Here is a 21,115-nt window from a genome sequence, read left to right as displayed (position 1 = left end):
GCAACTCAGCTCCTAGTTTCAACCGATTGAAAAAAGGCCGCAATCGGCGCATTGCTTAGGGGAGGCGGGGGAGCCGCCGGTCCCAAGGTATCATCATGCTCGACAAAGTCGTTCCGCCGCGCACGCTCAAGCTCAACGCCGCCGACAATGTCGCGGTTGCCGTCGATCCGATCGATATCGGCGTCAGCGCTGCCGGGGTCACCGCGCTGAAGCGTATTCCGCGCGGCCACAAGATCGCCTTGACCCGGATCGCCAAGGACGAGCCGATCCGCAAGTTCGGCCAGATCATCGGATTCGCCACGCTCGACATCCCGCCGGGGGAATGGGTGCATGAGCACAATACCGGCTTCCACGCCTTCGAGCGCGACTATGCCTATGCCGCCGAGGCGAAGCAGGAGCTGATCCTGCCGGTCGAGCAGCAGGCCACCTTCCAGGGCTTCCGCCGCAAGGACGGCCGCGCCGGCACGCGCAACTATGTCGGCATCCTGACCTCGGTGAACTGCTCGGCCTCGGCCGCGCGCTTCATGGCCGAAGAGGTCAAGCGCTCCGGCATCCTCGCCGACTATCCCAATGTCGACGGCGTGATCGCGCTGACCCACGGCACCGGCTGCGGCATCGACTACAACGGCGAGAGCTTCGAGGTGCTGAAGCGCACCACCTGGGGCTATGCCTGCAATCCGAACATGGCGGCGGTTCTGGTCGTCGGCCTCGGTTGCGAGGGCTTCCAGATCAAGCGGATGAAGGAGGCCTATGGCGTCGAGGAGAGCGACATCTTCCGCACCATGACGATCCAGGAGACCGGCGGCACGAAGAAGTCGGTCGCGGCCGGCGTCGAGGCGCTGAAGACGATGCTGCCGATCGCCAATCGCGTGTCGCGCGAGACGGTGCCGGCGTCCGAGCTGATGTTGGCGCTGCAATGCGGCGGCTCCGATGGCTACTCTGGCATCACCGCCAATCCGGCGCTGGGCGCCGCCGTCGACATCCTGGTCGAGCATGGCGGCACCGCGATCCTTTCCGAGACGCCGGAGATCTACGGCGCCGAGCATCTGCTCACCCGCCGCGCCGCCACCCGCGAGGTCGGCGAGAAGCTCGTCGGCATCATCAAGTGGTGGGAGGACTATACCGAGCGCGCCCGGATGAGCATGAACAACAACCCCTCGCCGGGGAACAAGGCGGGCGGGCTGACCACCATCCTGGAGAAATCGCTCGGCGCCGCCGCCAAGGGTGGCACCAAGACGTTGTCGGCAGTCTACCACTATGCCGAGCCGGTGCGCGACAAGGGCTTCGTCTACATGGACACGCCCGGCTACGATCCGGTTGCGGCGACCGGCCAGGTCGCGGGCGGCGCCAACATCCTCGCCTTCACCACCGGCCGCGGCTCGGCCTATGGCTGCAAGCCGACACCCTCGGTGAAGCTCGCCACCAACACGCCGATCTACGAGAAGATGATCGACGACATGGACATCAATTGCGGCGACGTGCTTGACGGCGTGAGCCTGGAAGAGAAGGGGCGCGAGATCTTCAATACGCTGCTGAAGATCGCCTCGGGCGAGCGCTCGAAGTCCGAGCAGCTCGGCTATGGCGACGCCGAGTTCGTGCCCTGGCAGATCGGCGCGACGATGTGAGGCGGGCCTCGGCGGCGACTGAGCCCTCTGTCGTCATGGTCGGGCTTGTCCCGACCATCCACGTCTTCGTTGGTCAAGACCTGAGTTCGAGACGTGGATGCTCGCCACAGGGGCGAGCATGACGGTTCGGACTATACGCTCACCAGCCTGAGCCGCGTGCCCCAGGGATCGGTGCTCTCGAAGCCGCGCGATACTGTCGTCGGCGCATAGCCGGCGCGGGTCATGCGTTCGCGTTGCGCTGCCAGCAGCGCCGGATCGGCGACCTCCAGCGAGAACCAGTCGAGGCCGGTCTGGGCCCGGTCGCGCGGCCCGGCGCCGGCGCTGTTCCAGGTGTTGAGCGCGACATGGTGATGGTAGCGGCCTGACGAGAGGAAGCTCGCCTTGTCCCGACGCGAGGTCGAATCGAGGCCGATCGCGTCGCGGTAGAAGCTCTCGGACTGCGCGATGTCGCCGACGCGCAGATGCATATGGCCGATGCGAAGCCCGGCGGGAGCCTCGCGATAGTCGCTGCGGCTGGTATCGGTCAGAGCGAGGATGCCGTCGACGTCGAGCCGGTGCGTGCCCATGACGACGCGCTCGCCTTCCCAGCGCCAGAGCCGCGGATCGCGGTCGGCATAGACCTCGATGCCGTTGCCCTCGGGATCGTCGAGATAGACCGCTTCGCTGACGCTGTGGTCGGCGAAACCGGTGAGCGGCGTCTGGTTGCGCGCGACATGGACGAGCCAGCGGGCAAGATCGTGCCGGGACGGCATCAGGAAAGCGGCGTGGAACAGGCCGGCGGCATTGCGCGACTCGAAAGCAGCCTGCGGCTGCGGTTCCATCCAGACCAGTGGCACGCCACCGGCGCCGAGGATGACGCCGTCGGCACTGGCCGAGATGACGCCGAGGCCGAGCACGGACTGGTAGTAGCGGCTCATCCTGTCGAGATCGCGTACGCGCAGGCCGATCGCGCCGCAGCGGATCGGCGTGCTGCCGGCAAAGCTAGATCCCGAGCCAGGGCTGGCTGGCCCCGGTCCCTCCGCCTGCGCGGCTGCGGCGGCCGCCATGGCGAGCGAACTGGTGCCGGCGAGCCGCAACAGGGTCCGCCTCGTCAATGCAATCGTCATCGTCACGCGTTCCGTCGCGGCGCATTGCCGCTGCGGCCGTGCAGAGCATTCTTCGCGGTGGGATGCATGTCACAAGCGCGCGAGGGGCAAAACCCGCTCAGGCGGTCGCAATGCAGCCGCGCCGGCTTTCGTCCGGTGCTTCAACGGATAAGAAAACGGATAATGCGTAACTTTCTGATGGTCACCTTGCCCCGTATCGCCCTCGGCCTGCTCTTCGTCGTCAGCGCGGCCGACGGCTTCTGGTTCCTCGCGACTGGCACGCACCTGATCCACCCGCCGGTGACGGAGCAGGGCCGCGCCTGGGAAACCTCGTTGCAGGAGGCGAAGTTCTTCCTGCCGCTCCTGAAGAGCGTGAACCTCGTCGGCGGTCTGCTGCTGCTGTTCAACTTGGCGCCGGCACTCGGCCTCGCCTTGATCGCGCCGGTGATGACGGTGATCGTACTGTTCCATGCCGAGCTCAATCCGCAAGGCATTCCGGTCGCGGCGATCGTCGCGGTCTGTGGTGCGCTGCTGGCCTTCGCCTATCGCGAGCGCTACGCGGCGCTGCTGCGCTGACGCATCCGGGCCTCACAGCTCGGAGGCGAAGCCCCATTGCGGGACATGGGCGGCGAGCTTGTCGAGCAGCCGCCCGAGCTGGGTCCGTTCCTCGCCGGAGAGGCAATCGAGCATCGCCGCTTCCCGGGCCTTGAGCGCCGGGATGTAGCGCTCGTAGAGGGCGCGGCCGTCCGGCGTCAGGAAGAGGAGCTGGCGGCGGCTGTCGGCCTTGTCGGGCTCGCGCCGGATCAGCTTTTTCTTCTCGAGCAGGATCACGGCGCGGCTGACGCTGGCCTTGAGATGGCCGGAGAACTCGCAGAATTCGCTGGCGGTGGCGCCGTCGCGCACGGTCAGGAAGATCAGGATGACGATCTCCGGCCGGGTCAGCCCGAACTCCATCTCGATCGCCCGGAAGGACGGCTCGCGATAGAAGTTCAGGATGTAGCCGATCTTGTAGGCCGTCGGGATCGCGGTGCCGTCGAGGATGGCGCGCCGCTGCCCGGCGTCGAGCTCGCCGCTCTCGTCTTGCGGAATTAGTCTCACATTAGACTTTTTTGTTGCGCGCGCCATGAGCCGGTCCTAGCATCCTCGCTAAGGAATGGCACGGTTTTGCCGTGCCGGGAGGAGGCGATGGACCAGGCTGGTGCCACAAGGCGGCAGGCGCTTTCGCGCGCGCCTGAGTGCTTCTATTCGGGCACGGACGCCCATCCGATCTATGTCGATCGGCTCGGGGCGGCCGAGGCGGGGCGTCTGCCGATCGTTCTCGTCCATGGTGGCGGCCATACCGGCGCCTGCTATCTCACGACTCCAGACGGGCGGCCGGGCTGGGCGGCGGCTTTCGCAGCTTCCGGCCGCGAGGTCTTCGTGCCGGACTGGCCGGGCCATGGCCGCTCGCCGATGCGGCCGGATTTCGCCACGCTGTCGAGCGTCGAGATCGCGACCAGCCTGCAGCGCCTGCTTGAGGAGATCGGGCCGGCGGTGCTGCTGGTGCATTCGGCCAGCGGGCCGATGGCCTGGTGGATCGCCGAGCAGAGCCCGCAGGCGGTCGCCGCCATCGTCGGCATCGCGCCCGGCGGGCCAGCTAACCTCCTGCCGGTGCTGCCCGACGACGCCAAGGCAGTCGCCAAGCTGAAGGACGATGAGAGCCTGGGCTGCCCGGTTCGGGTCGAGGAAGACAAGCCGCTCTTCATCCCGCCCGAGTTCATGCGGGCCTATTGGGCCAATTCCGGGCGCTTCCCGCAGCAGGCCTTCGAGGCCTATCGGCGCTCGATCGTGCCTGAGAGCGCCCGGCTGATGAACGAGCGCTTCAACATCGGCGGCAAGGGTTTGCGCATCGCCGATCCGGCGAACCTCGCCAAGCTGCCGATCCTGATCGTCACCGGCGACAGCGATCCGCGCCATCCGCGCGCGGTCGACGAGGCGACGGCCCGCTATCTCGGCGCCGAGTTCGTCTGGCTGCCGGAGCGCGGCATTGCGGGCAACGGCCATATGCCGATGTGCGAGGACAACAGCGACGAGATCGCGACCCTGATCGTCGCCTGGCTGGAGGCAAAGGGTCTTTGAAGCTCGAACCGGCGGCACTGCCGGACGATTAGCTCGGGAGGAAGTTTATGCGGTCGCTTCTCGCAGGCGGCGCCCTGATGGCGCTCGCCACTATGCCGGCGCTGGCCCAGGTTAGCGACGATGTCGTCAAGATCGGTGTGCTCACCGACATGGCCGGTGTCACCGCCGATATCGGCGGCAAGGGCTCGGTGATCGCAGCCGAGCTGGCGGTGAAGGAGTTTGGCGCCAGTGTGCTCGGCAAGCCGATCCAGATCGTTGCGGCCGACCACCAGCACAAGGCTGATCTCGGCACCTCGATCGCCCGGCAATGGTTCGATATCGAGAAGGTCGACGCCGTCGTCGATGTGCCCAATTCTGCGGTGGCGCTGGCGCTGCAATCGCTCGCCCGCGAGAAGAAGCGGATCGTGATGTATTCCGGCGCCGGCACCACGGCGCTGACCAATGAGCAGTGCTCGCCCTATGGCTTCCACTGGACCTACGACACCTATGGCGTCGCCCGCGGCACCGCCTCGGCGGTGGTCAAGGCCGGCGGCACATCCTGGTTCATGCTGGCCTCCGACTATGCCTTCGGCCATCAGCTCCAGAAGGACGCAACCGATGTGGTCGAGGCCAATGGCGGCAAGGTCGTCGGCGCGGTGCGCCATCCCCTGAACAATGCCGATTTCTCCTCCTTCCTGCTGCGGGCGCAGGCTTCCGGCGCCAAGGTGATCGGCATCGCCAATGCCGGCAACGACACCGTCAACGCGATCAAGCAGGCCGGCGAATTCGGGCTGGCGGAGCAGGGCCAGAATCTCGCGGCGCTGATCTTCTTCCTGCAGGACGTGCACAGTCTCGGCCTCAAGGCGACGCAGGGCACCTATCTCACCACCGCCTCCTATTGGGATCTCGACGAGCCCTCGCGTGCCTGGTCGAAGCAGTTCCTGGAGAAGGCAGGGATGATGCCGTCCATGCTCCATGCCGGCGTCTATGGCTCGGTCTTGCACTATCTCAAGGCGATCAAAGAGGCCGGCACCGACAATCCCGACAAGGTCGCGGCCGCAATGCGCGCCATGCCGATCAACGACGCCTTCACCAAGGACGCCCAGATCAGGGCCGATGGGCGGGTGCTGCGCGAGATGTATCTCGCCCGCGTCAAGAAGCCGGCGGATTCGAAGGGGCCGTGGGATTATTTCGAGATCGTGCGCAAGATCGCGCCGGAGGAGACGGTCTGGCCGCTGAGCGAGAGCAAGTGCCCGGCAGCGAAGGGGTAACGCGCCGGCCCGCCTGAGCCGGTCAGAGCGGCATCAGGCTCTTCAGCCAGCGCGTGCGTTCTGCGGTGACGCTCATCAGGCAGCTCTGGTCGGTGAGCGAGGCCATGGTGCCACGATCGCCGAGCCGGCTCATGAAAGAGCAGCTCGAATCGCGATAGGCGAGCCAGCTGCGCTGAGTGTCGCGCAGGAGGCTGCGCTGCTCCGGTGAGAGTTCCTTGGATGCTTCCCGATAGGCGGCGTTCAGGGCGGCGTCGAGCTTGTCATATTCGGCGTTCCCGCAGTCCAGCATGTCCGCCGTCACGCCACCGGACTTGTCCATGCAGGTCTTGTAGGCGGCCGAATAGGATTCCTCCTGCTTGGGCTCCTCGGCGCGAGTTAGCGCTGGCATCGCGGCGAGGGTGCTCGCGAGCATCAAGGTCCGGAAGGCTGCGGTGAAACAAGGTTTCGCCATATCGCGCCTCTCGATCATGTCAGAGCAAAACCCTTCAGCCGCTCGCTGAGCGCCGCGATGCGCTCGGCCGCGACATTGGCGATGGCGATGCGCAAATGCTGCTCCTGGCCGGGGCCGAAATAGGGGCCGGGCAGGGCCAGCACGCCGCGTTCCTGCACCAGCCGGCGGACGACCTCCGCCGCCGGCACGCCCTCGAAGGGGTGGGCGACATAAGCGAAGTAGGCGCCGGCGGCGAGGACGTTCCAGCCGTTGAGTGGCGCGATCGCCTGGCGGAAGAGCGCGGCGCGGGAATTCATCTCGGCGCGGTTGCCCTCGCGCCAGACGCGGATGCCGTCGATGCCCCAGGCGACGGCACTCTGGCCGGCGCGGACCGGGCTGATCTGGACGCAGTCGAGCACCTTGCCGATCTGCGCGAGCGCCGCCTCGCCAGCGGTGATCGCGCCGAGGCGCCAGCCAGGCACGGCATAGGCCTTGGAGAAGCTGTAGAGGCCGATCAGCGAATCCTGCCAATCGCTTGCGGCGAAGAGCTCATGCGGGCTGTCCAGCCCTTCGGGCAGGAAGTCGCGATAGGTCTCGTCGAGCACCAGCCAGATCTTGCGCTTGCGGCAAAGTTCGGCGAAGGCGGCGATGGTCGCGGGCGGATAGACCGCGCCGGTCGGGTTGTTCGGCGTCACCAGCACGATGGCGCGGGTGCGCGCGTCGATCAGCGCCTCGGCGGCTTCGGCATCCGGCACGAAACCGCGCTGCGGGTCGCAAGGCAGCGGACGCGGCTCGACGCCGAGCATGTTCAGCGTCATCTCGTGGTTGAAATACCAGGGCGTCGGCAGCAGCACATTGTCGCCGGCGCGGGCGAGCGCCATCATCACGGTGACATAGGCCTGGTTGCAGCCGGCGGTGATCGCGATCTCCTGCGGCCGGATCGTGCCGCCATAGAAGGCGCTGCTCTCTGCGGCATAGGCCTCGCGCAGGATATCGTCGCCGGTGATCGGCCCATAGCGCGTGCTCTCGGGCGTGGCTGCGGCCTCGGCGAGGCGTTCCAGCAGGGCTGCGGGCGGCGGCGAGCCCGGTACCGCCTGCGACAGGTCGATCAACGGGCCGGCGCCGCCGGCATAGCCGCGGGCCCAGGCCTTGGCTTCGGGGATCGGCGGGGTCGCGGTGTCGATGAGATCGGGATTGAGCGGGGCGGAAGAGGGCGCAGTCATGGCTGAGCTTTGCGGCGCGCTTCTCGCGGCGTCAACGGCTTGCGCAACCTGTTCTCTCCCCCCTTGTGGGGGAGAGCTAGAGAGGGGGGTGTGCCACCCTCGACAAAGGTCGAGCTTGGCTCCGCAAGGACTGCGGGTGCGATACCCCCTCCCAACCCTCCCCCACAAGGGGGGAGGGCTTGCGCCCGCCATGCTAGGCCGAACTCGCAGCAGGCTTGGACCCGAGCCCATCGACCGCCATATTCGAACCGGAACAAGGCGAGGCTGACCGGATGGACGACGAGACCCAGGACGCGATCGAGGAATTGCACGCCATGCTCGACCGCGCCCGGGTGATCGTGCCGTTCACCGGGGCCGGGATCTCGACCGAATCGGGCGTGCCGGATTTCCGCACGCCCGGCTCGCCCTGGATGAGCAACAAGCCGATCCCGTTCGATGTCTTCCTCGCCAGCCGCGAGGCGCGGGTCGAGGCCTGGCGGCGTAAGTTCGCGATGGACGATCATTATCGCGATGCCAGGCCTAATCGCGGCCACCGGGCGCTGGCGACTTTGGTGGCGGAAGGGCGCTCGCCCGGCGTGATCACCCAGAACATCGACGGCCTGCACCAGGCCTCGGGCATCGCCGAGGACATGGTGATCGAGCTCCATGGCAATGGCACCTACGCCACCTGCCTGACTTGCGGCTGGCGGCACGAGCTGGCGGCGATCCGGGCGCAGTTCGAGGTCAGCGGCGAGCCGGCTTCCTGCATGATGTGCGCCGGCGTGGTGAAAACGGCGACGATCTCCTTCGGCCAGCAGATGCCGCAGCAGCCGATGCTGCGGGCACATGAGCTGACCATGTCGGCCGATCTCTATCTGGTCGCCGGCTCCTCGCTCGTCGTCTTCCCGGCCGCGACCTTTCCGGTGATCGCCAAGCGCAACGGCGCCAAGCTGGTCATCCTCAACCGCGAGCCGACCGATCTCGATGCGATCGCCGATCTCGTCGTGCGCAGCGAGATCGGCCCGGCATTGGCGCGATTGGCGAATTGATCAGTCGCGCGAGGCGAGGGCCAGTCGCACAGCCAGCCCGCCGAAGACGACGCCGAGGATGCGCTGGGGCCAGAGGGCCAGATGCGGGCGATTGGCGATGGCGCGGCCGAGGCGGCTCGCCGTCAGGATGACGATGCCGTTGGCGACCAGCCCCATGACATTGAGGATCGAGGCCAGCACCACGACCTGGAGCAGCAGCGAGCCGGCCTCGGGCTTCAGGAACTGCGGCAGCAGCGCCAGCATGAACAGTGCCATCTTCGGATTGAGCAGGTTGGTCAGCAGGCCCTGCAGGAAGATCTGGCGCAGCGGGAAGCGCGCGGCATCCGCCGTCGGCGCAAAGAGCGTCGCGGGCGATCGCAGGGTCTTCCAGGCGAGCCAGGCCAGATAGGCGGCGCCGGCCCAGCGCAAGGCATCATAGGCGGCGGGGACGAGCAGGAAGAGCTGCGACAGGCCATAGGCGGCGGCGAGCGCCTGGAGATAGCTGCCGGTCGCGATGCCGGCATAGGTCATGAAGCCGGCGACGCGGCCTTGGCTCATGCTGCGCGAGGCGATCAGCAGCATGTCCGGGCCGGGTGTCGCGGTCAGCACGGCGCAGGCGGCGGTGAACAGAGCGAGCGTGGTGACGTCGAGCATGGCGGTGTCCTTCAGGCCAGCGGCTTGGCGAAGCGTTCGAAGGCGTCCCTGGTCGGCGTGGTGCCGGCGCCGGGCTGTTCCGGCCTGCGAAAACAGCCATCGGCGACAGTGGCCGGTTCCGCGAAGGCGTCCTTGATCCAGGGGATGTATTCGAGGATCGGCGTTGCGGGGTGCCAGTAGCCGAGATGGACGTGGACCTGGCTCATCTCGCCGGCATGGGGCGCGACCGGGAGGCGATGGGCGAGCGCCAGCTCCGCCACCTGGATGTATTCGGTGATACCACCGAGGCGGGTGACGTCGGGCTGGACATAGTGGATCGCGCCGGCCTGCACGAAGGCGCGGAAGGCGTCGACCGTATAGAGCTGCTCGCCGAGCGCGACCGGGATCGAGGTCGAGCGGGCGAGCTCGGCATGCGAGCCGATATCGTCGTACCAGAGCGGCTCCTCGAACCAGAACAGGTCCAGTGCTTCGGCGCGGGCACAGAAGCGCTTGCAGGTCGGCAGGTCCCATTTGCCGTTGCCGTCGATCGCCATGCTGACATGGTCGCCGATGGCGCGGCGGACCGCTTCGAGCCGGCCGATATCGGTCATCGGATCGGCATGGCCGACCTTGATCTTGATGCGGTGGAAGCCGTCGCGCTCGACCGCCATGCGCGCGCCCTCGACCAGCTCGTCCTTCGGGATCGAGAGCCAGCCGATATCGGTGTTATAGGCTTCGAGCTTCAGCTTGCTGGCGCCGCCGAGCAGATGCCAGAGCGGCACGCCCGCCTTCTTGGCCTTGAGGTCCCAGAGGGCGACGTCTACGGCCGCGAGCGCCAGCTGGGTGATGCCGGCGCGGCCGACCCATTGCAAAGCGGGGTGGCGGGCAAGCTTCAGCCAGAGCCGCGAATGCTCGGAGGCGTCCTCGCCGGCGAGCAACGGCGCATAGCAGTCGCGAATGCAGGCGGTGATCAGCCGGTCGGAAGGCAGATCGGCATGGGTGCCGGTGAAGCCGTAACCGGTCAGACCGTCTTCGGAGACTATCTTCGTGCCGACCACGCCCCAATGGCTGATCCGATGAGTCGAGTCGGCGATCGAACCGCCGGTGACCGGGATATGGAGGATGAACGGCTCGATACGGGTAATGCGCATGGCTGGCCTCCGACTCTTGGGCGGATCATCGGCCTGATGCGCGGGAGCGACAAGGCGCAGCTTTTATCGGCCTTAACGCGCTCTGCGCATGCTGGATGATGTGGATGAGCCGGATGCGGCTGTTTCCCGACTCCGCCTGGGTGCTATCGTGACGTCACGAATCACGTTTCGCGGCGGAGATGAGCGGGACATGTCCGACGAATACGGCGACGGAGGCAGGCCACCGGTCGGTCCGCTGCAATCGCTCAACCGGATCGTGCGATTGGACGGGCCTGAGACGATTGCCGAGCAGGTGGTCGAGATCACCGGTCACGTCAAATGGTTCGACGTGAGCAAGGGCTACGGCTTCGTCGTGCCGCAGGATGGCGGCAGTGACGTCCTCGTCCACGTCACGACCCTGAAGCGCGACGGGTTCCACGCCATTGCCGAAGGCGCGCGCATCGTGCTTGAGGCGGTCGCCAAGGCCCGCGGCCGCCAGGCCGTCCGCGTGCTCTCGATTGACACCTCCGCTGCCCGCCACCCGGCCGAGATGCCGATGCCGCGTACCAATGCGACGGTCACGCCGACCAGCGGGCTCGAGCGCATGGTGGTGAAGTGGTTCAACCGGCTGCGTGGCTTCGGCTTCGTCTCTGCCGGCGAGGGCGCGCCCGACATCTTCGTCCATATGGAGACGCTGCGTCGCTATGGCATCGTCGAGCTGATCCCGGGGCAGACCGTGCTGGTACGCTATGGGCCTGGACCGAAAGGGCTGATGGCGGCCGAAGTCCGGCTGGAACAGGGCGGGCCTCCGAGTTCGCACTGAAGAATAATGTTCTTCGAAAGGGCGCCCTCGGGCGCCTTTTTTATTGTGTCATGGCTGGTTGCGGAGAATGGCTCAGGCAATTCACGTGAAGTGGCGTGAATTGACAATTTTGCCGTTGAATTGTGCGTAATGCACATTATAGAGGCGATCCGATACTGATAAGCGAGCACGCTTCGCCCAGCCGAACGGCTGGCGGGACGGGCTCCGGAGAGCCGGCCGTGAAGCTGTTCCATCCGATCCTTGCGGGCGCGACGCTGACCGAGCGCGCTGCCGCTTGTGCCGGCGTCTTTGCCGCGATCGCGCTCACCGCTGCGGCCGGATATGTCTTCCCGACGAATTCGCCGCTGGTCGTCGCGCCGATCGGTGCTTCGGCTGTGCTGGTCTTCGTGGTTCCGGCGAGCCCGCTGGCGCAGCCCTGGCCGGTGATCGGCGGCAATGTCATCTCGGCCCTGGTCGGATTTGCTGTCGGTTGGGCCGTGCCGGACCTGACCATCGCCGCGGCGCTGGCCGTGGCGCTCGCCATCGCGACCATGTCGCTGACGCGTTCGCTGCATCCGCCTGGTGGGGCGGTCGCGCTCACGGCCGTGCTCGGTGGCCCGGCCGTGACGAAATGGGGGCTGATGTTCCCCTTCGTGCCGATCGGGCTGTGCTCGCTGTCGCTGGTCGCGCTCGGTGTCGCCTTCCACGCCCTGACGCGGCGCAGCTATCCGCATCGGCCGCCGCAGGCCGGCACCGTCATCCCGCAAGCTGCGCTGCCGGCGATGTTCAGCGCGCCCGATATCGACGAGGCGCTGGCGCAGATGGGCGATTCCTTCGACATCGCCCGCGAGGATCTCGACCGGCTGCTGCAATATGCCGAGGCGAGTGCGATGCGCCGGCAGGCCCGCAGTTCATGACCTCAGCCGTTTCTGAACCGAAACGGCGAATTTGAACGAATAGATTTCACCCGACCTGAAGGACCCGTGGCTAGGGTGGCCTCGTTATGAGGACATGCCGATTGCCGTGCTGCTGATCACCGATCGTCCCGAGCAGAGCGTGAAGCTCGAGCGGCTCCTGTCGCTATGGGGCCCTTGCGACGTCGTCGACCTGCACCGCCCGATGAAGGGCGGGCAGGCGCCGAGCCGGCTGCTCGTCAGCGATGTCGACCTGTCGAACCGCGGCGCGGTGGAGGCAGTGCGCGACCGGCTGGCGGAGCACAGGCGCAAGGGCATGCCCTTGCTCTGCCTGCTGCGTGACCGGTCAGCGCGCTTGGCCACCCAGGCGAACGCGATCGGCGCCAGCGCAATCCTGCCGGCCGACCTTCCGACAAAGGCCCTGCTCGACGAGATCGGCCGCATCCTTGATCCGGGCGGGATGAGGCCGATGCAGCGCCAGTTCATGGCCGCCTCCGCCGCTGTGGCCGACCTGCTCACGGCCGCCTCCGAGGGCGGTCCCTTGCCGGTGACGGCAGTCGAGGGCAGCGTCGAGGCGATCAACCGCGCGGCTGACGATCGCGATCTCGGCGCCTGGCTCGACATGGTTTGGAACCATGACGATGCGACCTATCAGCATTGCCTGCTGGTTGCAGGCCTCGCCGCCGCCTTCGCCCATGCGCTCGGCTTTCCGGAAAGCGCCCGCAAGCTGGTCACCAGCGCGGCCGTGTTGCACGACATCGGCAAGGCGCGGGTGCCGCTCGCTATCCTGCACAAATCCGGCAAGCTGACGGTGGAAGAGTTCGAGATCCTCCGTGAGCACCCGCAGACCGGCTACGAGATGCTGCTGCGGCAAGGCGCCTTCGCCCGCGAGGTCGTCGAGGCGGCGCGCAGCCATCACGAATATCTCGACGGTTCTGGCTATCCGCAGGGGCTGAAGGCGAACGAGATCCCGGATATCGTCCGGATGATCACGATCTGCGACATCTATGCGGCGCTGATCGAGCGGCGCTCCTACAAGGCGCCGATGGCGCCCGATGAGGCTTTTGCCGTGTTGGTCGCAATGGGCCCCAAGCTCGATGCCGACCTGCTGCGCGCCTTCAGGGCCGTGGTGCTGCCGGGCTGACGCGGCTTGCGTTAGAGCGCGAAGGACGTCCCACAGCCGCAGGAACTGGTGGCGTTCGGATTGATGATCCTGAAGGACTGGCCGACGAGATCGTCGACGAAATCGATGGTCGAGCCCTGGAGCAGTTCAACCGAGGTCTCGTCGATCAGGACGGTCGCGCCGTCGCGCTCGATCACGAGGTCGTCCGGCGCCTTTTCACGATCGATGTCGAAGACGTATTGGAATCCCGAGCAGCCGCCGCCCTCGACGCTGACACGCAGCATCGCGCCTGGAGCCTCGTTCGCCATCACCGCGACGATACGGTTCGCCGCCTTGTCGGTCAGCGAGATCGTGTGCGGATTGGCTTCGATTGCCGTGCTCATGCGCAGAACATCCTTGCTCCTGCCTCGATTGCAAAGGTAATGGCGCAGGCGCATCGCTTCAAGCCGCGCCTCCTGACGGGGCTGCCATGCCGCATGCACACGATACCGCTTCCGCCGTGGCCCGCGAGCCCGGCGACCGCTGGCGCGCTCCCTACGCCTGCCGGACCGCGACGAGTCGCGGCCGGCTGGTCGCGGAACCCGGCTCGGCGACGCGCAATCCGTTCCAGCGTGATCGCGACCGCATCATTCACTCCACCGCCTTCCGCCGGCTGAAGCACAAGACCCAGGTCTTCGTCTCGCATGAGGGCGACCATTTCCGTACCCGCCTGACCCATACGATCGAGGTGGCGCAGATTGCGCGTGCACTCGCCCGAGCGCTCGGGCTCGACGAGGACCTCGCCGAGGCGCTGGCGCTGGCACATGATTTCGGCCACACGCCGTTTGGCCATACCGGCGAGGATGCGCTCGACGAATGCATGGCCGGCTTCGGCGGCTTCGACCACAATGCCCAGACGCTCAGGATCGTCACCCGGCTGGAGCGGCGCTATGCCGGCTTCGACGGACTCAACCTGACCTGGGAGACGCTGGAGGGGCTGGTCAAGCACAACGGCCCGCTGCTGGGTGCCGATGGCATGCCGACCGAGCGCTATGCGAAGACGGGCATCCCGGTCGCGATCCTCGAATATCAGGAGAAGCAGGATCTCTGGCTCGGTAGCCATGCCTCGGCCGAGGCGCAGGTCGCCGCGCTCGCCGATGACATCGCCTACAATGCCCACGACATCGACGACGGCCTGCGGGCCGGGTTGTTCGAGCTCGCCGAACTGCGCGCGGTGCCGTTTCTGGGCGAGCTGCTCGACGAGATCGACGCCCTGCATCCCGGACTTGAACGCTCGCGCGCCACCAACGAACTGGTGCGCCGGGTGATCACCCGCTTCGTCGAGGACGTGATCGCTGAATCCGAGGCGCGAATCGTGGCGCTGGCCCCTGGCGATGCCGATGCGATCAGGCGGGCAGGGGCGCCGGTCGTCGCCTTTTCGCCGACGATCGTTGCGGCCGACCAGGCGATCAAGGGCTTCCTCTATCCGAACATGTACCGGCATCCGCGCATCGGCGTGATCCGAAAGGAGGCGGCAGATGTCGTCCGCGACCTGTTCGTGCGTTTCACGGCGCAGCCGCAGGCCATGCCGGCGGAGTGGGCGGCCGGGTGCGATGAGCTGGACGAGGCGCGTCTGGCGCGCCGGGTTTCCGACTATATCGCCGGCATGACCGATTCCTACGCGCTCGACGAGCACCGGCGCCTGTTTGACGCCACCCCGTCGCTGCGATAGGGCCGGGCCGCTTCTGAAAATCCGAAAGACGCTTTCCCAAGATATTGCTGGTCGCCATGAACATTTTCGAGACTTTCTCCGCACGCCTCGCCACCGTCCTGACCGGGCTGGCTGAAGCCGGCCGCATTCCCTCCGGGCTGTCGCTGGCGCGCGTCGTGGTCGAGCCGACCAAGGACCCGGCCCATGGCGATCTCGCCATCAACGCTGCCATGGTGCTGGCCAAGGAGGCCGGCATGGCGCCGCGCGCGCTCGCCGAGCTGATCGTCGCCGAGCTCGCCAGGGACGGCGATGTGCTCAAGGCCGAGATCGCCGGGCCCGGTTTCATCAATCTGACGCTGCAACCCGCTGTTTTCACTGCAGTTCTGAAAGCCGCCGTGCTGGCCGGCACCGAGCATGGCCGTGGCGCGCCGAAGGGCGAGCCGAAGGTCAATGTCGAATACGTCTCGGCCAATCCGACAGGGCCGATGCATGTCGGCCATGGCCGTGGCGCTGTGTTCGGCGACGCGCTGGCGAGCCTGCTCGCCTTTGCCGGGCACGACGTCACCCGCGAATACTACATCAACGATGCCGGCGCTCAGGTCGATGTGCTCGCCCGCTCCGCCTTCCTGCGCTATCGTGAGGCGCTGGGTGAGGATATCGGCGAGATTCCCGAGGGGCTCTATCCCGGTGACTATCTGGTCTCGGTCGGGCAGGCGCTCGCCGAGCAATATGGTCCCTCGCTGCGCGACAAGCCGGAGTGGGAATGGCTGCCGCTGGTGCGCCAGGCGGCTATCGACGGGATGATGGCGATGATCCGCGACGATCTCGCCGCCCTCGGGGTCGTCCATGACCTGTTCTTCTCGGAGCGCTCGCTGCAGGGCCGGGACGGCAATTCCAACGCCGTCCACCAGACGATCGAGGATCTGCGCTCCCGCGACCTGGTCTATGAGGGTCGGCTGCCGCCTCCCAAGGGCCAGAAGGACGAGGACTGGGAGGATCGCGAGCAGACCCTGTTCCGCGCCACCAAGTTCGGCGACGACGTCGACCGGCCGCTGCTGAAGTCGGATGGCAGTTACACCTATTTCGCCAACGACATCGCCTATCACCGTTCGAAGTTCGCGCGCGGCTTCGCCGAGATGATCGACGTCTGGGGCGCCGACCATGGCGGCTACGTCAAGCGCATGCAGGCGGCCGTGAAGGCGGTGACGAACGGGCAGGGCGCGCTCGACGTCAAGCTCTGCCAATTGGTCAGGCTGCTGCGCAATGGCGAGCAGGTCCGGATGTCGAAGCGCTCCGGCGATTTCGTGACGCTGCGCGAGGTCATCGACGAGGTCGGCCGCGATGCGGTGCGCTTCATGATGATCTTCCGCAAGAACGACGCGACGCTCGATTTCGATCTCGCCAGGGTGGTGGAGCAGTCGAAGGACAATCCCGTCTTCTACGTCCAGTACGCGCATGCGCGCTGTGCCTCGATTTTCCGGCAGGCGGCCGAGGCCTTCCCGGACCTGGACCTGTCGCCGCAGGCGCTGGCTGAGGCCGACCTTGGCCTGCTGACTGATGAGTCGGAGATCGGCATCGTCAAGATGATTGCCGCCTATCCGAGGATGATCGACGCCGCCGCTTCGTCACACGAGCCCCATCGTGTCGCCTTCTTCGTCCACGATCTGGCAAGCGCCTTCCACTCGCTGTGGAACAAGGGCAAAGACTCGCCGCAATTACGGTTCGTTAATCAAACTGATCGAAAGTCGACCTCGGCAAGATTGGCGTTCGTGCATGCGGTACGCAGCGTCCTTGCTTCCGGTCTGGCGGTCGTTGGGGTGACGGCGCCGGAGGAGATGCGCTGACGGGATCCATCCCGGCGCATCGGGTGCTTTGCGGATCAGGACGATCCGGCCAGCGCCCGCCGGGTCCGATACGAAGGCGGCGTTGGCCGGCATGCTGGAAAGCGGGTCGGCTAGAGCTTTCGTCAGATTGACCGCGCTGTGGCGGCGTCCTTTGATGGATGGCGGCATGCGCTGGAATGGATCATGTCATGAGCGAGCCAGCTAGAAACCGTTTCGCCCTCGATCTCGACGATCTGGAGCGTCAGCTGCGCGGAGCGGCCCAGCCGCAGAAGCCGGGTACGGCTTCCGATCCGCTGATGGAGCTGACCCGTCTCGTCGGGCAGGACGATCCGCTGAAGGAGCTCTTCGCCGGCCGCCCGGCCGAGCCGGCGCGTTCCGCCGCTCCGGCGACTCCCCAGCCCGCCTCCTGGGCTCGTACCGAGCCGAGCTTCCAGCCGACGCTGGTCACTGCGCCGCCGGTTCCATCTGCTCCGCCGCCGGCCGATGTGCGCGGCGCGCTCGACGAGTTCGAGGCGCTGCTGCGCCGCACCGAGCCGGTGAAGGCCGCGCCGCAGCCGGTCGCGCCGGCGCCCGCTGCGCCGGTGCACGACCATGACGAGCCGGAGCCGCTACCGGTGCGGGCACAACCCTATGCGATGCAGCAGGAGGGACCGCATCCTTACGTCCCCGAGCAGCCGCGCGATCTCGACGAGGCGGCTGGGCAGGTCCACGCCTACGCTCCGCAGCCGGTGCAGGGTTACCCTCAGGCCGCAGCGGATTATGACGCGCAGCCCCAGGACGACGAGCACGAGTATCGTGACTTCCGCCGCTCGCGTTCGCGCAAGGGCATGCTGACGGCGGCGGCGCTGGTCGTCGTGGCGGTTGGCGGCGTCAGCGCCGCGATGGTCTTCCGCAATGGTCGCCCGGCCGGCGTCAACGGTCAGCCGCCGGTGATCACGGCCGATAATGGTCCGTCCAAGGTCGCTCCGGTCAATCCGGGCGGCGCCGAAATCCCGAACCAGAACAAGCAGATCTACGAGCGCAGCGGCGATGCTACCGCGGACAAGACCAAGGTGGTCAGCCGCGAGGAGCAGCCGGTCGACGTGCAGCAGGCTGCGCGCTCCATGGCGCCGCGCCCGACTCAAAGCTCGAACGGCGCGATCACGCCGACCGATACCGCCGCCGCCAGCCTTGCTCCGACCGAGCCCGGCCTGGTGCCGATCCCGGCTGTGCCGGGCCTCGGCGAGCCGCGCAAGGTCCGCACGGTCGCGATCCGTCCCGACGGCACGCCGGCTCCCGCCAACGCCGCAGCCACGAATGGCGCCGGGCAAGGCATCGTGACCGGCTCTGCCCCGTCGAACCGCCCGGCCTCGGCAACGCCGGCACCGGCTGCGCAGGTCCAGGCCGCCCCGCGTCCGCAGCAGCCCGGTGCGACGCCGGCCACGGCGCCGAAAACGCAGGAGCGCGCCGCCGCCCCGGCGACTCCGCCGGCTGCCCAGACGCCGCCTGCCAATACCCGCACCGCCGCGCTTGCACCGCAGCAGCAGACGCAGGCGGCCGCCCCGGCGGCAGCCGGTCCACGGACCGATCCCAATGGCGGCTTTGCCGTGCAGCTCGGTGCACCGGGCAGCGAGGCCGAGGCGCGCGCCACCTTCGCGGCGCTGCAGCGCAAATATCCTGACCAGCTCTCCGGTCAGAGCCCGATCATCCGCAAGACCGAGCTCGCCGGCGGCAAGACCGTCTATCGCCTGCGCGTCGGACCGTATGCCCGCGAGGATGCGAGCTCGATGTGCACGGCGCTGCAGGCTGCCGGCGGCCAGTGCTTCATCGCCAAGAACTGATCGCCCGCAAGCGGCGCCAGGGCTCCTCAGCCGATAAGAACCGACGCCGGCCGCGGAAAACGCGGCCGGCGTTTTCTTTGAGCTCATGCGGATAGTGTTCGGGCGATCCGACTGCCTTTCGCTTGCTCCGGGCTCCGCTGGCGAGGCAGGCTGGACGCCGTCTCCAGCGATGCGGGCCTCCAGTGCATGTCTTCCGATCCGACCAACGAACCGCGCTTCCTCAGCTGCGAGGGGTTCGCGCCAGAAGCGGTGCCATATGGTGCGGTTGCGGTCATCGGCATTCCGGCCGCGACGCCCTATCCGTCCGGCCGGGCCCATAGCGAATCGGCACCGGTCGCCATCCGCCGCGCCAGCGCTGGCCAAGTGGCCAAGCTCACGCATTACGATTTCGATCTCGGCGGGCCGCTGCTTCCTGATGGTCGGCGGTTCGTCGATTGCGGCAACCTCGCTTTCGATCCCACCGATCTGCCCGGCAATCGCGCGCGAATCGCGGCGGCCTATGAGGCGCTGCTGGCGCGGGGCGCCGCGCCGCTGCTGCTCGGCGGTGACGACAGCGTCCAGATTCCGGCGCTCGGGGCCCTGGCGGCGCGCGGCGAGGTCACGATCCTGCAGGTCGATGCCCATATCGACTGGCGCGAGGAGGTCGAGGGCGAGCGCTTCGGCCTGTCGAGCACGATGCGGCGGGCCTCGGAGCTCGACGGCGTCAAGACGATCGTGCAGGTCGGCGCGCGCGGTACCGGTAGCGCCCGGCCTTCGGACGTAGCGGAAGCCAGGGCCGCTGGAGCGCAATTGATCGATATGAGCATCCTGCGGGCGAGGGGGATGGCGCCGGCGATCGAGGCCGTTCCGCCGGGCCGGCCGGTGGTGGTCTGCTTCGATGTCGACGGTTTCGATCCCTCAGTCGTGCCCGCCGTGCTTGGCCGCACGCCCGGCGGGCTGGGCTTCGGCGAGGTCGTCACGCTGCTGAACGGCGTCGCCGAGCGGGCGCCGATCGTCGGCTTCAATATCGTGGAATTCGTGCCGGAGGCCGACATCGACGGCCTCGGTACCCGCACGGTCTGCCGGCTGGCCATGCTGGGCGCCGGCCTCCTGGCTCGCAGCGCGGGCGGCTGAACCACATCCCCATGCCGCTGTGCAAGAATCCAGGATTGCTCCCGCGATCCGGACATGCGCGCGTTGCGGCGCCGTGGCTGGAGCGTGGTCTGCGCGTGCTCTAGCTTCGCCCCCGAATCCGCGGCCCAATCCGATCTGACAATGCGGAAGGCCCGCAAGTGAGAGGAACCACCATGGACCGCCGCAAGCTTCTCAAGACCTCGGCCGCCGGGGCCGCCGCCGCGACCATCGCCGCGCCGGCGATCGCGCAGACCAATCCGAAGATCAACTGGCGCCTGACCTCGAGCTATCCGAAGAGCCTCGACACCTTGTTCGGCATCTCGACGCAGGTCGCCAAGCGCGTCGCCGAGGCGACCGACGGCAATTTCCAGATCCAGACCTTCGCCGCGGGCGAGATCGTTCCGGCGCTGCAGGCGCTCGACGCCGTGCAGAACGGCACGGTCGAATGCAGCCACACGCTGGCGAGCTTCTATATCGGCAAGGACACCGCCTTCGCCTTCGAGACCTCGCTGCCCTTCGGGCTCAACACCCGCCAACAGAACGCCTGGCTCTATCAGGGTGGCGGGCTCGAGCTCTGCCGCGACCTGATGAAGAAGTTCGGCGTCCACACCATTCCCTCGGGCAACACCGGCGCCCAGATGGGCGGCTGGTTCCGCAAGGAGATCAAGAGCGCCTCCGATCTCCAGGGGCTGAAGTTCCGCATCGCCGGCCTCGGCGGCCAGATCATGTCGAAGCTCGGCGTGGTCCCGCAGACGCTCGGCGGCGGCGACATCTATCCGGCGCTGGAGCGCGGCACGATCGATGCGGCCGAGTTTTCCGGCCCCTATGACGACGAGAAGCTCGGCTTCGTGAAGGTAGCGAAGTACTACTACTATCCCGGCTTCTGGGAAGGCTGCGCCAATGTCAGCTTCATCGCCAACCAGGAGAAGTGGAACGGGCTGCCGGCGCATTACCGCGCCATCGTCGAAGCCGCTTGCGCCGAGGCGAACGCGCTGTGCATGGCGAAATACGACCATGGCAATCCCGATGCGCTGCTGCGCCTGATCGCAGCCGGCGCGGAACTCCGCGCCTTCCCGCAGGACGTGATGCAGGCTGCTTTCAAGGAGGCCTTCGCGCTCTATGCCGACCAGGCGGCGAAGAATCCGAATTTCAAGACGCTGTGGGATTCCTTCCTGCCGTACTGGAAGAAGGAGCAGCTCTGGTTCCGCGTCGCCGAACTGCCGTTCGACGCCTTCAACGCGCAGGCCTCGCAGTCGCTGCGGTAGGTGCCGCCATGCTCGGGCTTGACCCGAGCATCTCAGGCCGGAG

Annotated in this window: 20 protein-coding genes; 13 read left to right on the top strand and 7 right to left on the bottom strand. The window is 67.2% G+C overall.

The features are described from left to right. Positions 1-95 precede the first annotated feature (95 nt). Entirely contained in the window at positions 96-1,625 is a 1,530-nt protein-coding gene (locus ACQKLX_RS02615; protein ID WP_427359217.1) for a UxaA family hydrolase, read from the top strand. A gap of 131 nt (positions 1,626-1,756) precedes the next feature. On the opposite strand, the gene ACQKLX_RS02610 is transcribed toward ACQKLX_RS02615, so the two are convergent. Continuing rightward, positions 1,757-2,731 carry a VOC family protein gene (locus ACQKLX_RS02610; RefSeq protein WP_427359215.1) on the bottom strand — a complete coding sequence of 325 codons (975 nt, stop codon included), beginning with the start codon at positions 2,729-2,731 and terminating at the stop codon, positions 1,757-1,759. 162 nt (positions 2,732-2,893) lie between these two features. On the opposite strand from ACQKLX_RS02610, the gene ACQKLX_RS02605 reads away from it, so the two are divergent. After that, positions 2,894-3,286: a hypothetical protein gene (locus ACQKLX_RS02605; RefSeq protein WP_427359213.1), complete on the top strand. Its 393-nt coding sequence runs from the start codon at positions 2,894-2,896 to the stop codon at positions 3,284-3,286. Between the two features lie 12 nt (positions 3,287-3,298). Here the strand turns inward: ACQKLX_RS02605 and ACQKLX_RS02600 are convergent, their stop codons facing one another. Further along, entirely contained in the window at positions 3,299-3,808 is a 510-nt protein-coding gene (locus ACQKLX_RS02600; protein ID WP_427359211.1) for a MarR family winged helix-turn-helix transcriptional regulator, read from the bottom strand. An 87-nt stretch (positions 3,809-3,895) separates the two neighbouring features. On the opposite strand from ACQKLX_RS02600, the gene ACQKLX_RS02595 reads away from it, so the two are divergent. Beyond that, positions 3,896-4,828, top strand: a complete 933-nt coding sequence (locus ACQKLX_RS02595; RefSeq protein WP_427359209.1) for an alpha/beta fold hydrolase — start codon at positions 3,896-3,898, stop codon at positions 4,826-4,828. A gap of 47 nt (positions 4,829-4,875) precedes the next feature. Beyond that, positions 4,876-6,078, top strand: coding sequence for an ABC transporter substrate-binding protein (locus tag ACQKLX_RS02590; RefSeq protein WP_427359207.1), 1,203 nt, complete (start codon positions 4,876-4,878; stop codon positions 6,076-6,078). Between the two features lie 22 nt (positions 6,079-6,100). On the opposite strand, the gene ACQKLX_RS02585 is transcribed toward ACQKLX_RS02590, so the two are convergent. Both ACQKLX_RS02585 and ACQKLX_RS02580 read right to left on the bottom strand, forming a co-directional pair. Next, the gene (locus tag ACQKLX_RS02585; RefSeq protein ID WP_427359205.1) at positions 6,101-6,529 is read right to left on the bottom strand and encodes a lysozyme inhibitor LprI family protein; all 429 of its coding nucleotides are present in this window, start codon (positions 6,527-6,529) and stop codon (positions 6,101-6,103) included. 14 nt (positions 6,530-6,543) lie between these two features. Then, entirely contained in the window at positions 6,544-7,731 is a 1,188-nt protein-coding gene (locus tag ACQKLX_RS02580) for an aminotransferase (RefSeq protein ID WP_427359203.1), read from the bottom strand. 272 nt (positions 7,732-8,003) lie between these two features. On the opposite strand from ACQKLX_RS02580, the gene ACQKLX_RS02575 reads away from it, so the two are divergent. Next, positions 8,004-8,759, top strand: a complete 756-nt coding sequence (locus ACQKLX_RS02575) for an SIR2 family NAD-dependent protein deacylase (protein WP_326872100.1) — start codon at positions 8,004-8,006, stop codon at positions 8,757-8,759. Here ACQKLX_RS02575 and ACQKLX_RS02570 read toward each other — a convergent pair whose 3' ends face one another. Next, positions 8,760-9,392 (bottom strand): LysE family translocator, encoded by a 633-nt coding sequence (locus tag ACQKLX_RS02570; protein ID WP_427359200.1) that lies wholly within the window; start codon positions 9,390-9,392, stop codon positions 8,760-8,762. 11 nt (positions 9,393-9,403) lie between these two features. Beyond that, entirely contained in the window at positions 9,404-10,522 is a 1,119-nt protein-coding gene (locus tag ACQKLX_RS02565) for a mandelate racemase/muconate lactonizing enzyme family protein (protein ID WP_427359198.1), read from the bottom strand. Positions 10,523-10,712: 190 nt separating this feature from the next. Between ACQKLX_RS02565 and ACQKLX_RS02560 the strand changes: the two genes are divergently transcribed. From ACQKLX_RS02560 to ACQKLX_RS02550, 3 genes are all read left to right on the top strand, one after another. Next, on the top strand, positions 10,713-11,324 hold the full coding sequence (locus ACQKLX_RS02560) for a cold-shock protein (protein ID WP_427359196.1): 612 nt from the start codon (positions 10,713-10,715) through the stop codon (positions 11,322-11,324). A gap of 218 nt (positions 11,325-11,542) precedes the next feature. Further along, positions 11,543-12,220 (top strand): HPP family protein, encoded by a 678-nt coding sequence (locus tag ACQKLX_RS02555; RefSeq protein WP_427359194.1) that lies wholly within the window; start codon positions 11,543-11,545, stop codon positions 12,218-12,220. Positions 12,221-12,314: 94 nt separating this feature from the next. Beyond that, positions 12,315-13,361 carry an HD-GYP domain-containing protein gene (locus ACQKLX_RS02550; protein WP_427359192.1) on the top strand — a complete coding sequence of 349 codons (1,047 nt, stop codon included), beginning with the start codon at positions 12,315-12,317 and terminating at the stop codon, positions 13,359-13,361. A gap of 11 nt (positions 13,362-13,372) precedes the next feature. Here the strand turns inward: ACQKLX_RS02550 and erpA are convergent, their stop codons facing one another. After that, positions 13,373-13,723 (bottom strand): iron-sulfur cluster insertion protein ErpA, encoded by a 351-nt coding sequence (gene erpA, locus ACQKLX_RS02545; RefSeq protein ID WP_427359190.1) that lies wholly within the window; start codon positions 13,721-13,723, stop codon positions 13,373-13,375. An 86-nt stretch (positions 13,724-13,809) separates the two neighbouring features. On the opposite strand from erpA, the gene ACQKLX_RS02540 reads away from it, so the two are divergent. From ACQKLX_RS02540 to ACQKLX_RS02520, 5 genes are all read left to right on the top strand, one after another. Beyond that, a complete protein-coding gene (locus ACQKLX_RS02540; protein ID WP_427359188.1) occupies positions 13,810-15,051 on the top strand; it encodes a deoxyguanosinetriphosphate triphosphohydrolase in 1,242 nt (413 codons plus the stop codon). A 56-nt stretch (positions 15,052-15,107) separates the two neighbouring features. Further along, the gene (gene argS / locus ACQKLX_RS02535) at positions 15,108-16,874 is read left to right on the top strand and encodes an arginine--tRNA ligase (RefSeq protein ID WP_427359186.1); all 1,767 of its coding nucleotides are present in this window, start codon (positions 15,108-15,110) and stop codon (positions 16,872-16,874) included. A 188-nt stretch (positions 16,875-17,062) separates the two neighbouring features. Then, the gene (locus ACQKLX_RS02530) at positions 17,063-18,694 is read left to right on the top strand and encodes an SPOR domain-containing protein (RefSeq protein ID WP_427359184.1); all 1,632 of its coding nucleotides are present in this window, start codon (positions 17,063-17,065) and stop codon (positions 18,692-18,694) included. Between the two features lie 186 nt (positions 18,695-18,880). Next, a complete protein-coding gene (locus ACQKLX_RS02525) occupies positions 18,881-19,807 on the top strand; it encodes an arginase family protein (RefSeq protein ID WP_427359182.1) in 927 nt (308 codons plus the stop codon). A 173-nt stretch (positions 19,808-19,980) separates the two neighbouring features. Further along, entirely contained in the window at positions 19,981-21,072 is a 1,092-nt protein-coding gene (locus ACQKLX_RS02520) for a TRAP transporter substrate-binding protein (protein ID WP_427359180.1), read from the top strand. The last annotated feature ends 43 nt before the right edge of the window (positions 21,073-21,115 follow it).

This window comes from Allobosea sp. NPDC003192 (genome assembly GCF_050275675.1).
GTDB lineage: Bacteria > Pseudomonadota > Alphaproteobacteria > Rhizobiales > Beijerinckiaceae > Allobosea.
This window is presented reverse-complemented; position numbering and strand designations above follow the sequence as displayed.

Excerpts from the sequence above, each read along its gene's own strand:
- ACQKLX_RS02540 (WP_427359188.1), top strand. The coding sequence starts at position 13,810 with ATGCCGCATGCACACGATACCGCTTCCGCCGTGGCCCGCGAGCCCGGC.
- ACQKLX_RS02610 (WP_427359215.1), bottom strand. The coding sequence starts at position 2,731 with ATGACGATTGCATTGACGAGGCGGACCCTGTTGCGGCTCGCCGGCACC.
- ACQKLX_RS02595 (WP_427359209.1), top strand. The coding sequence starts at position 3,896 with ATGGACCAGGCTGGTGCCACAAGGCGGCAGGCGCTTTCGCGCGCGCCT.
- ACQKLX_RS02560 (WP_427359196.1), top strand. The coding sequence starts at position 10,713 with ATGTCCGACGAATACGGCGACGGAGGCAGGCCACCGGTCGGTCCGCTG.
- ACQKLX_RS02520 (WP_427359180.1), top strand. The coding sequence starts at position 19,981 with ATGGACCGCCGCAAGCTTCTCAAGACCTCGGCCGCCGGGGCCGCCGCC.
- ACQKLX_RS02550 (WP_427359192.1), top strand. The coding sequence starts at position 12,315 with ATGCCGATTGCCGTGCTGCTGATCACCGATCGTCCCGAGCAGAGCGTG.
- ACQKLX_RS02590 (WP_427359207.1), top strand. The coding sequence starts at position 4,876 with ATGCGGTCGCTTCTCGCAGGCGGCGCCCTGATGGCGCTCGCCACTATG.
- ACQKLX_RS02565 (WP_427359198.1), bottom strand. The coding sequence starts at position 10,522 with ATGCGCATTACCCGTATCGAGCCGTTCATCCTCCATATCCCGGTCACC.
- ACQKLX_RS02585 (WP_427359205.1), bottom strand. The coding sequence starts at position 6,529 with ATGGCGAAACCTTGTTTCACCGCAGCCTTCCGGACCTTGATGCTCGCG.
- erpA (WP_427359190.1), bottom strand. The coding sequence starts at position 13,723 with ATGAGCACGGCAATCGAAGCCAATCCGCACACGATCTCGCTGACCGAC.
- ACQKLX_RS02615 (WP_427359217.1), top strand. The coding sequence starts at position 96 with ATGCTCGACAAAGTCGTTCCGCCGCGCACGCTCAAGCTCAACGCCGCC.
- ACQKLX_RS02605 (WP_427359213.1), top strand. The coding sequence starts at position 2,894 with ATGCGTAACTTTCTGATGGTCACCTTGCCCCGTATCGCCCTCGGCCTG.
- ACQKLX_RS02580 (WP_427359203.1), bottom strand. The coding sequence starts at position 7,731 with ATGACTGCGCCCTCTTCCGCCCCGCTCAATCCCGATCTCATCGACACC.
- ACQKLX_RS02525 (WP_427359182.1), top strand. The coding sequence starts at position 18,881 with ATGTCTTCCGATCCGACCAACGAACCGCGCTTCCTCAGCTGCGAGGGG.
- argS (WP_427359186.1), top strand. The coding sequence starts at position 15,108 with ATGAACATTTTCGAGACTTTCTCCGCACGCCTCGCCACCGTCCTGACC.
- ACQKLX_RS02570 (WP_427359200.1), bottom strand. The coding sequence starts at position 9,392 with ATGCTCGACGTCACCACGCTCGCTCTGTTCACCGCCGCCTGCGCCGTG.
- ACQKLX_RS02530 (WP_427359184.1), top strand. The coding sequence starts at position 17,063 with ATGAGCGAGCCAGCTAGAAACCGTTTCGCCCTCGATCTCGACGATCTG.
- ACQKLX_RS02575 (WP_326872100.1), top strand. The coding sequence starts at position 8,004 with ATGGACGACGAGACCCAGGACGCGATCGAGGAATTGCACGCCATGCTC.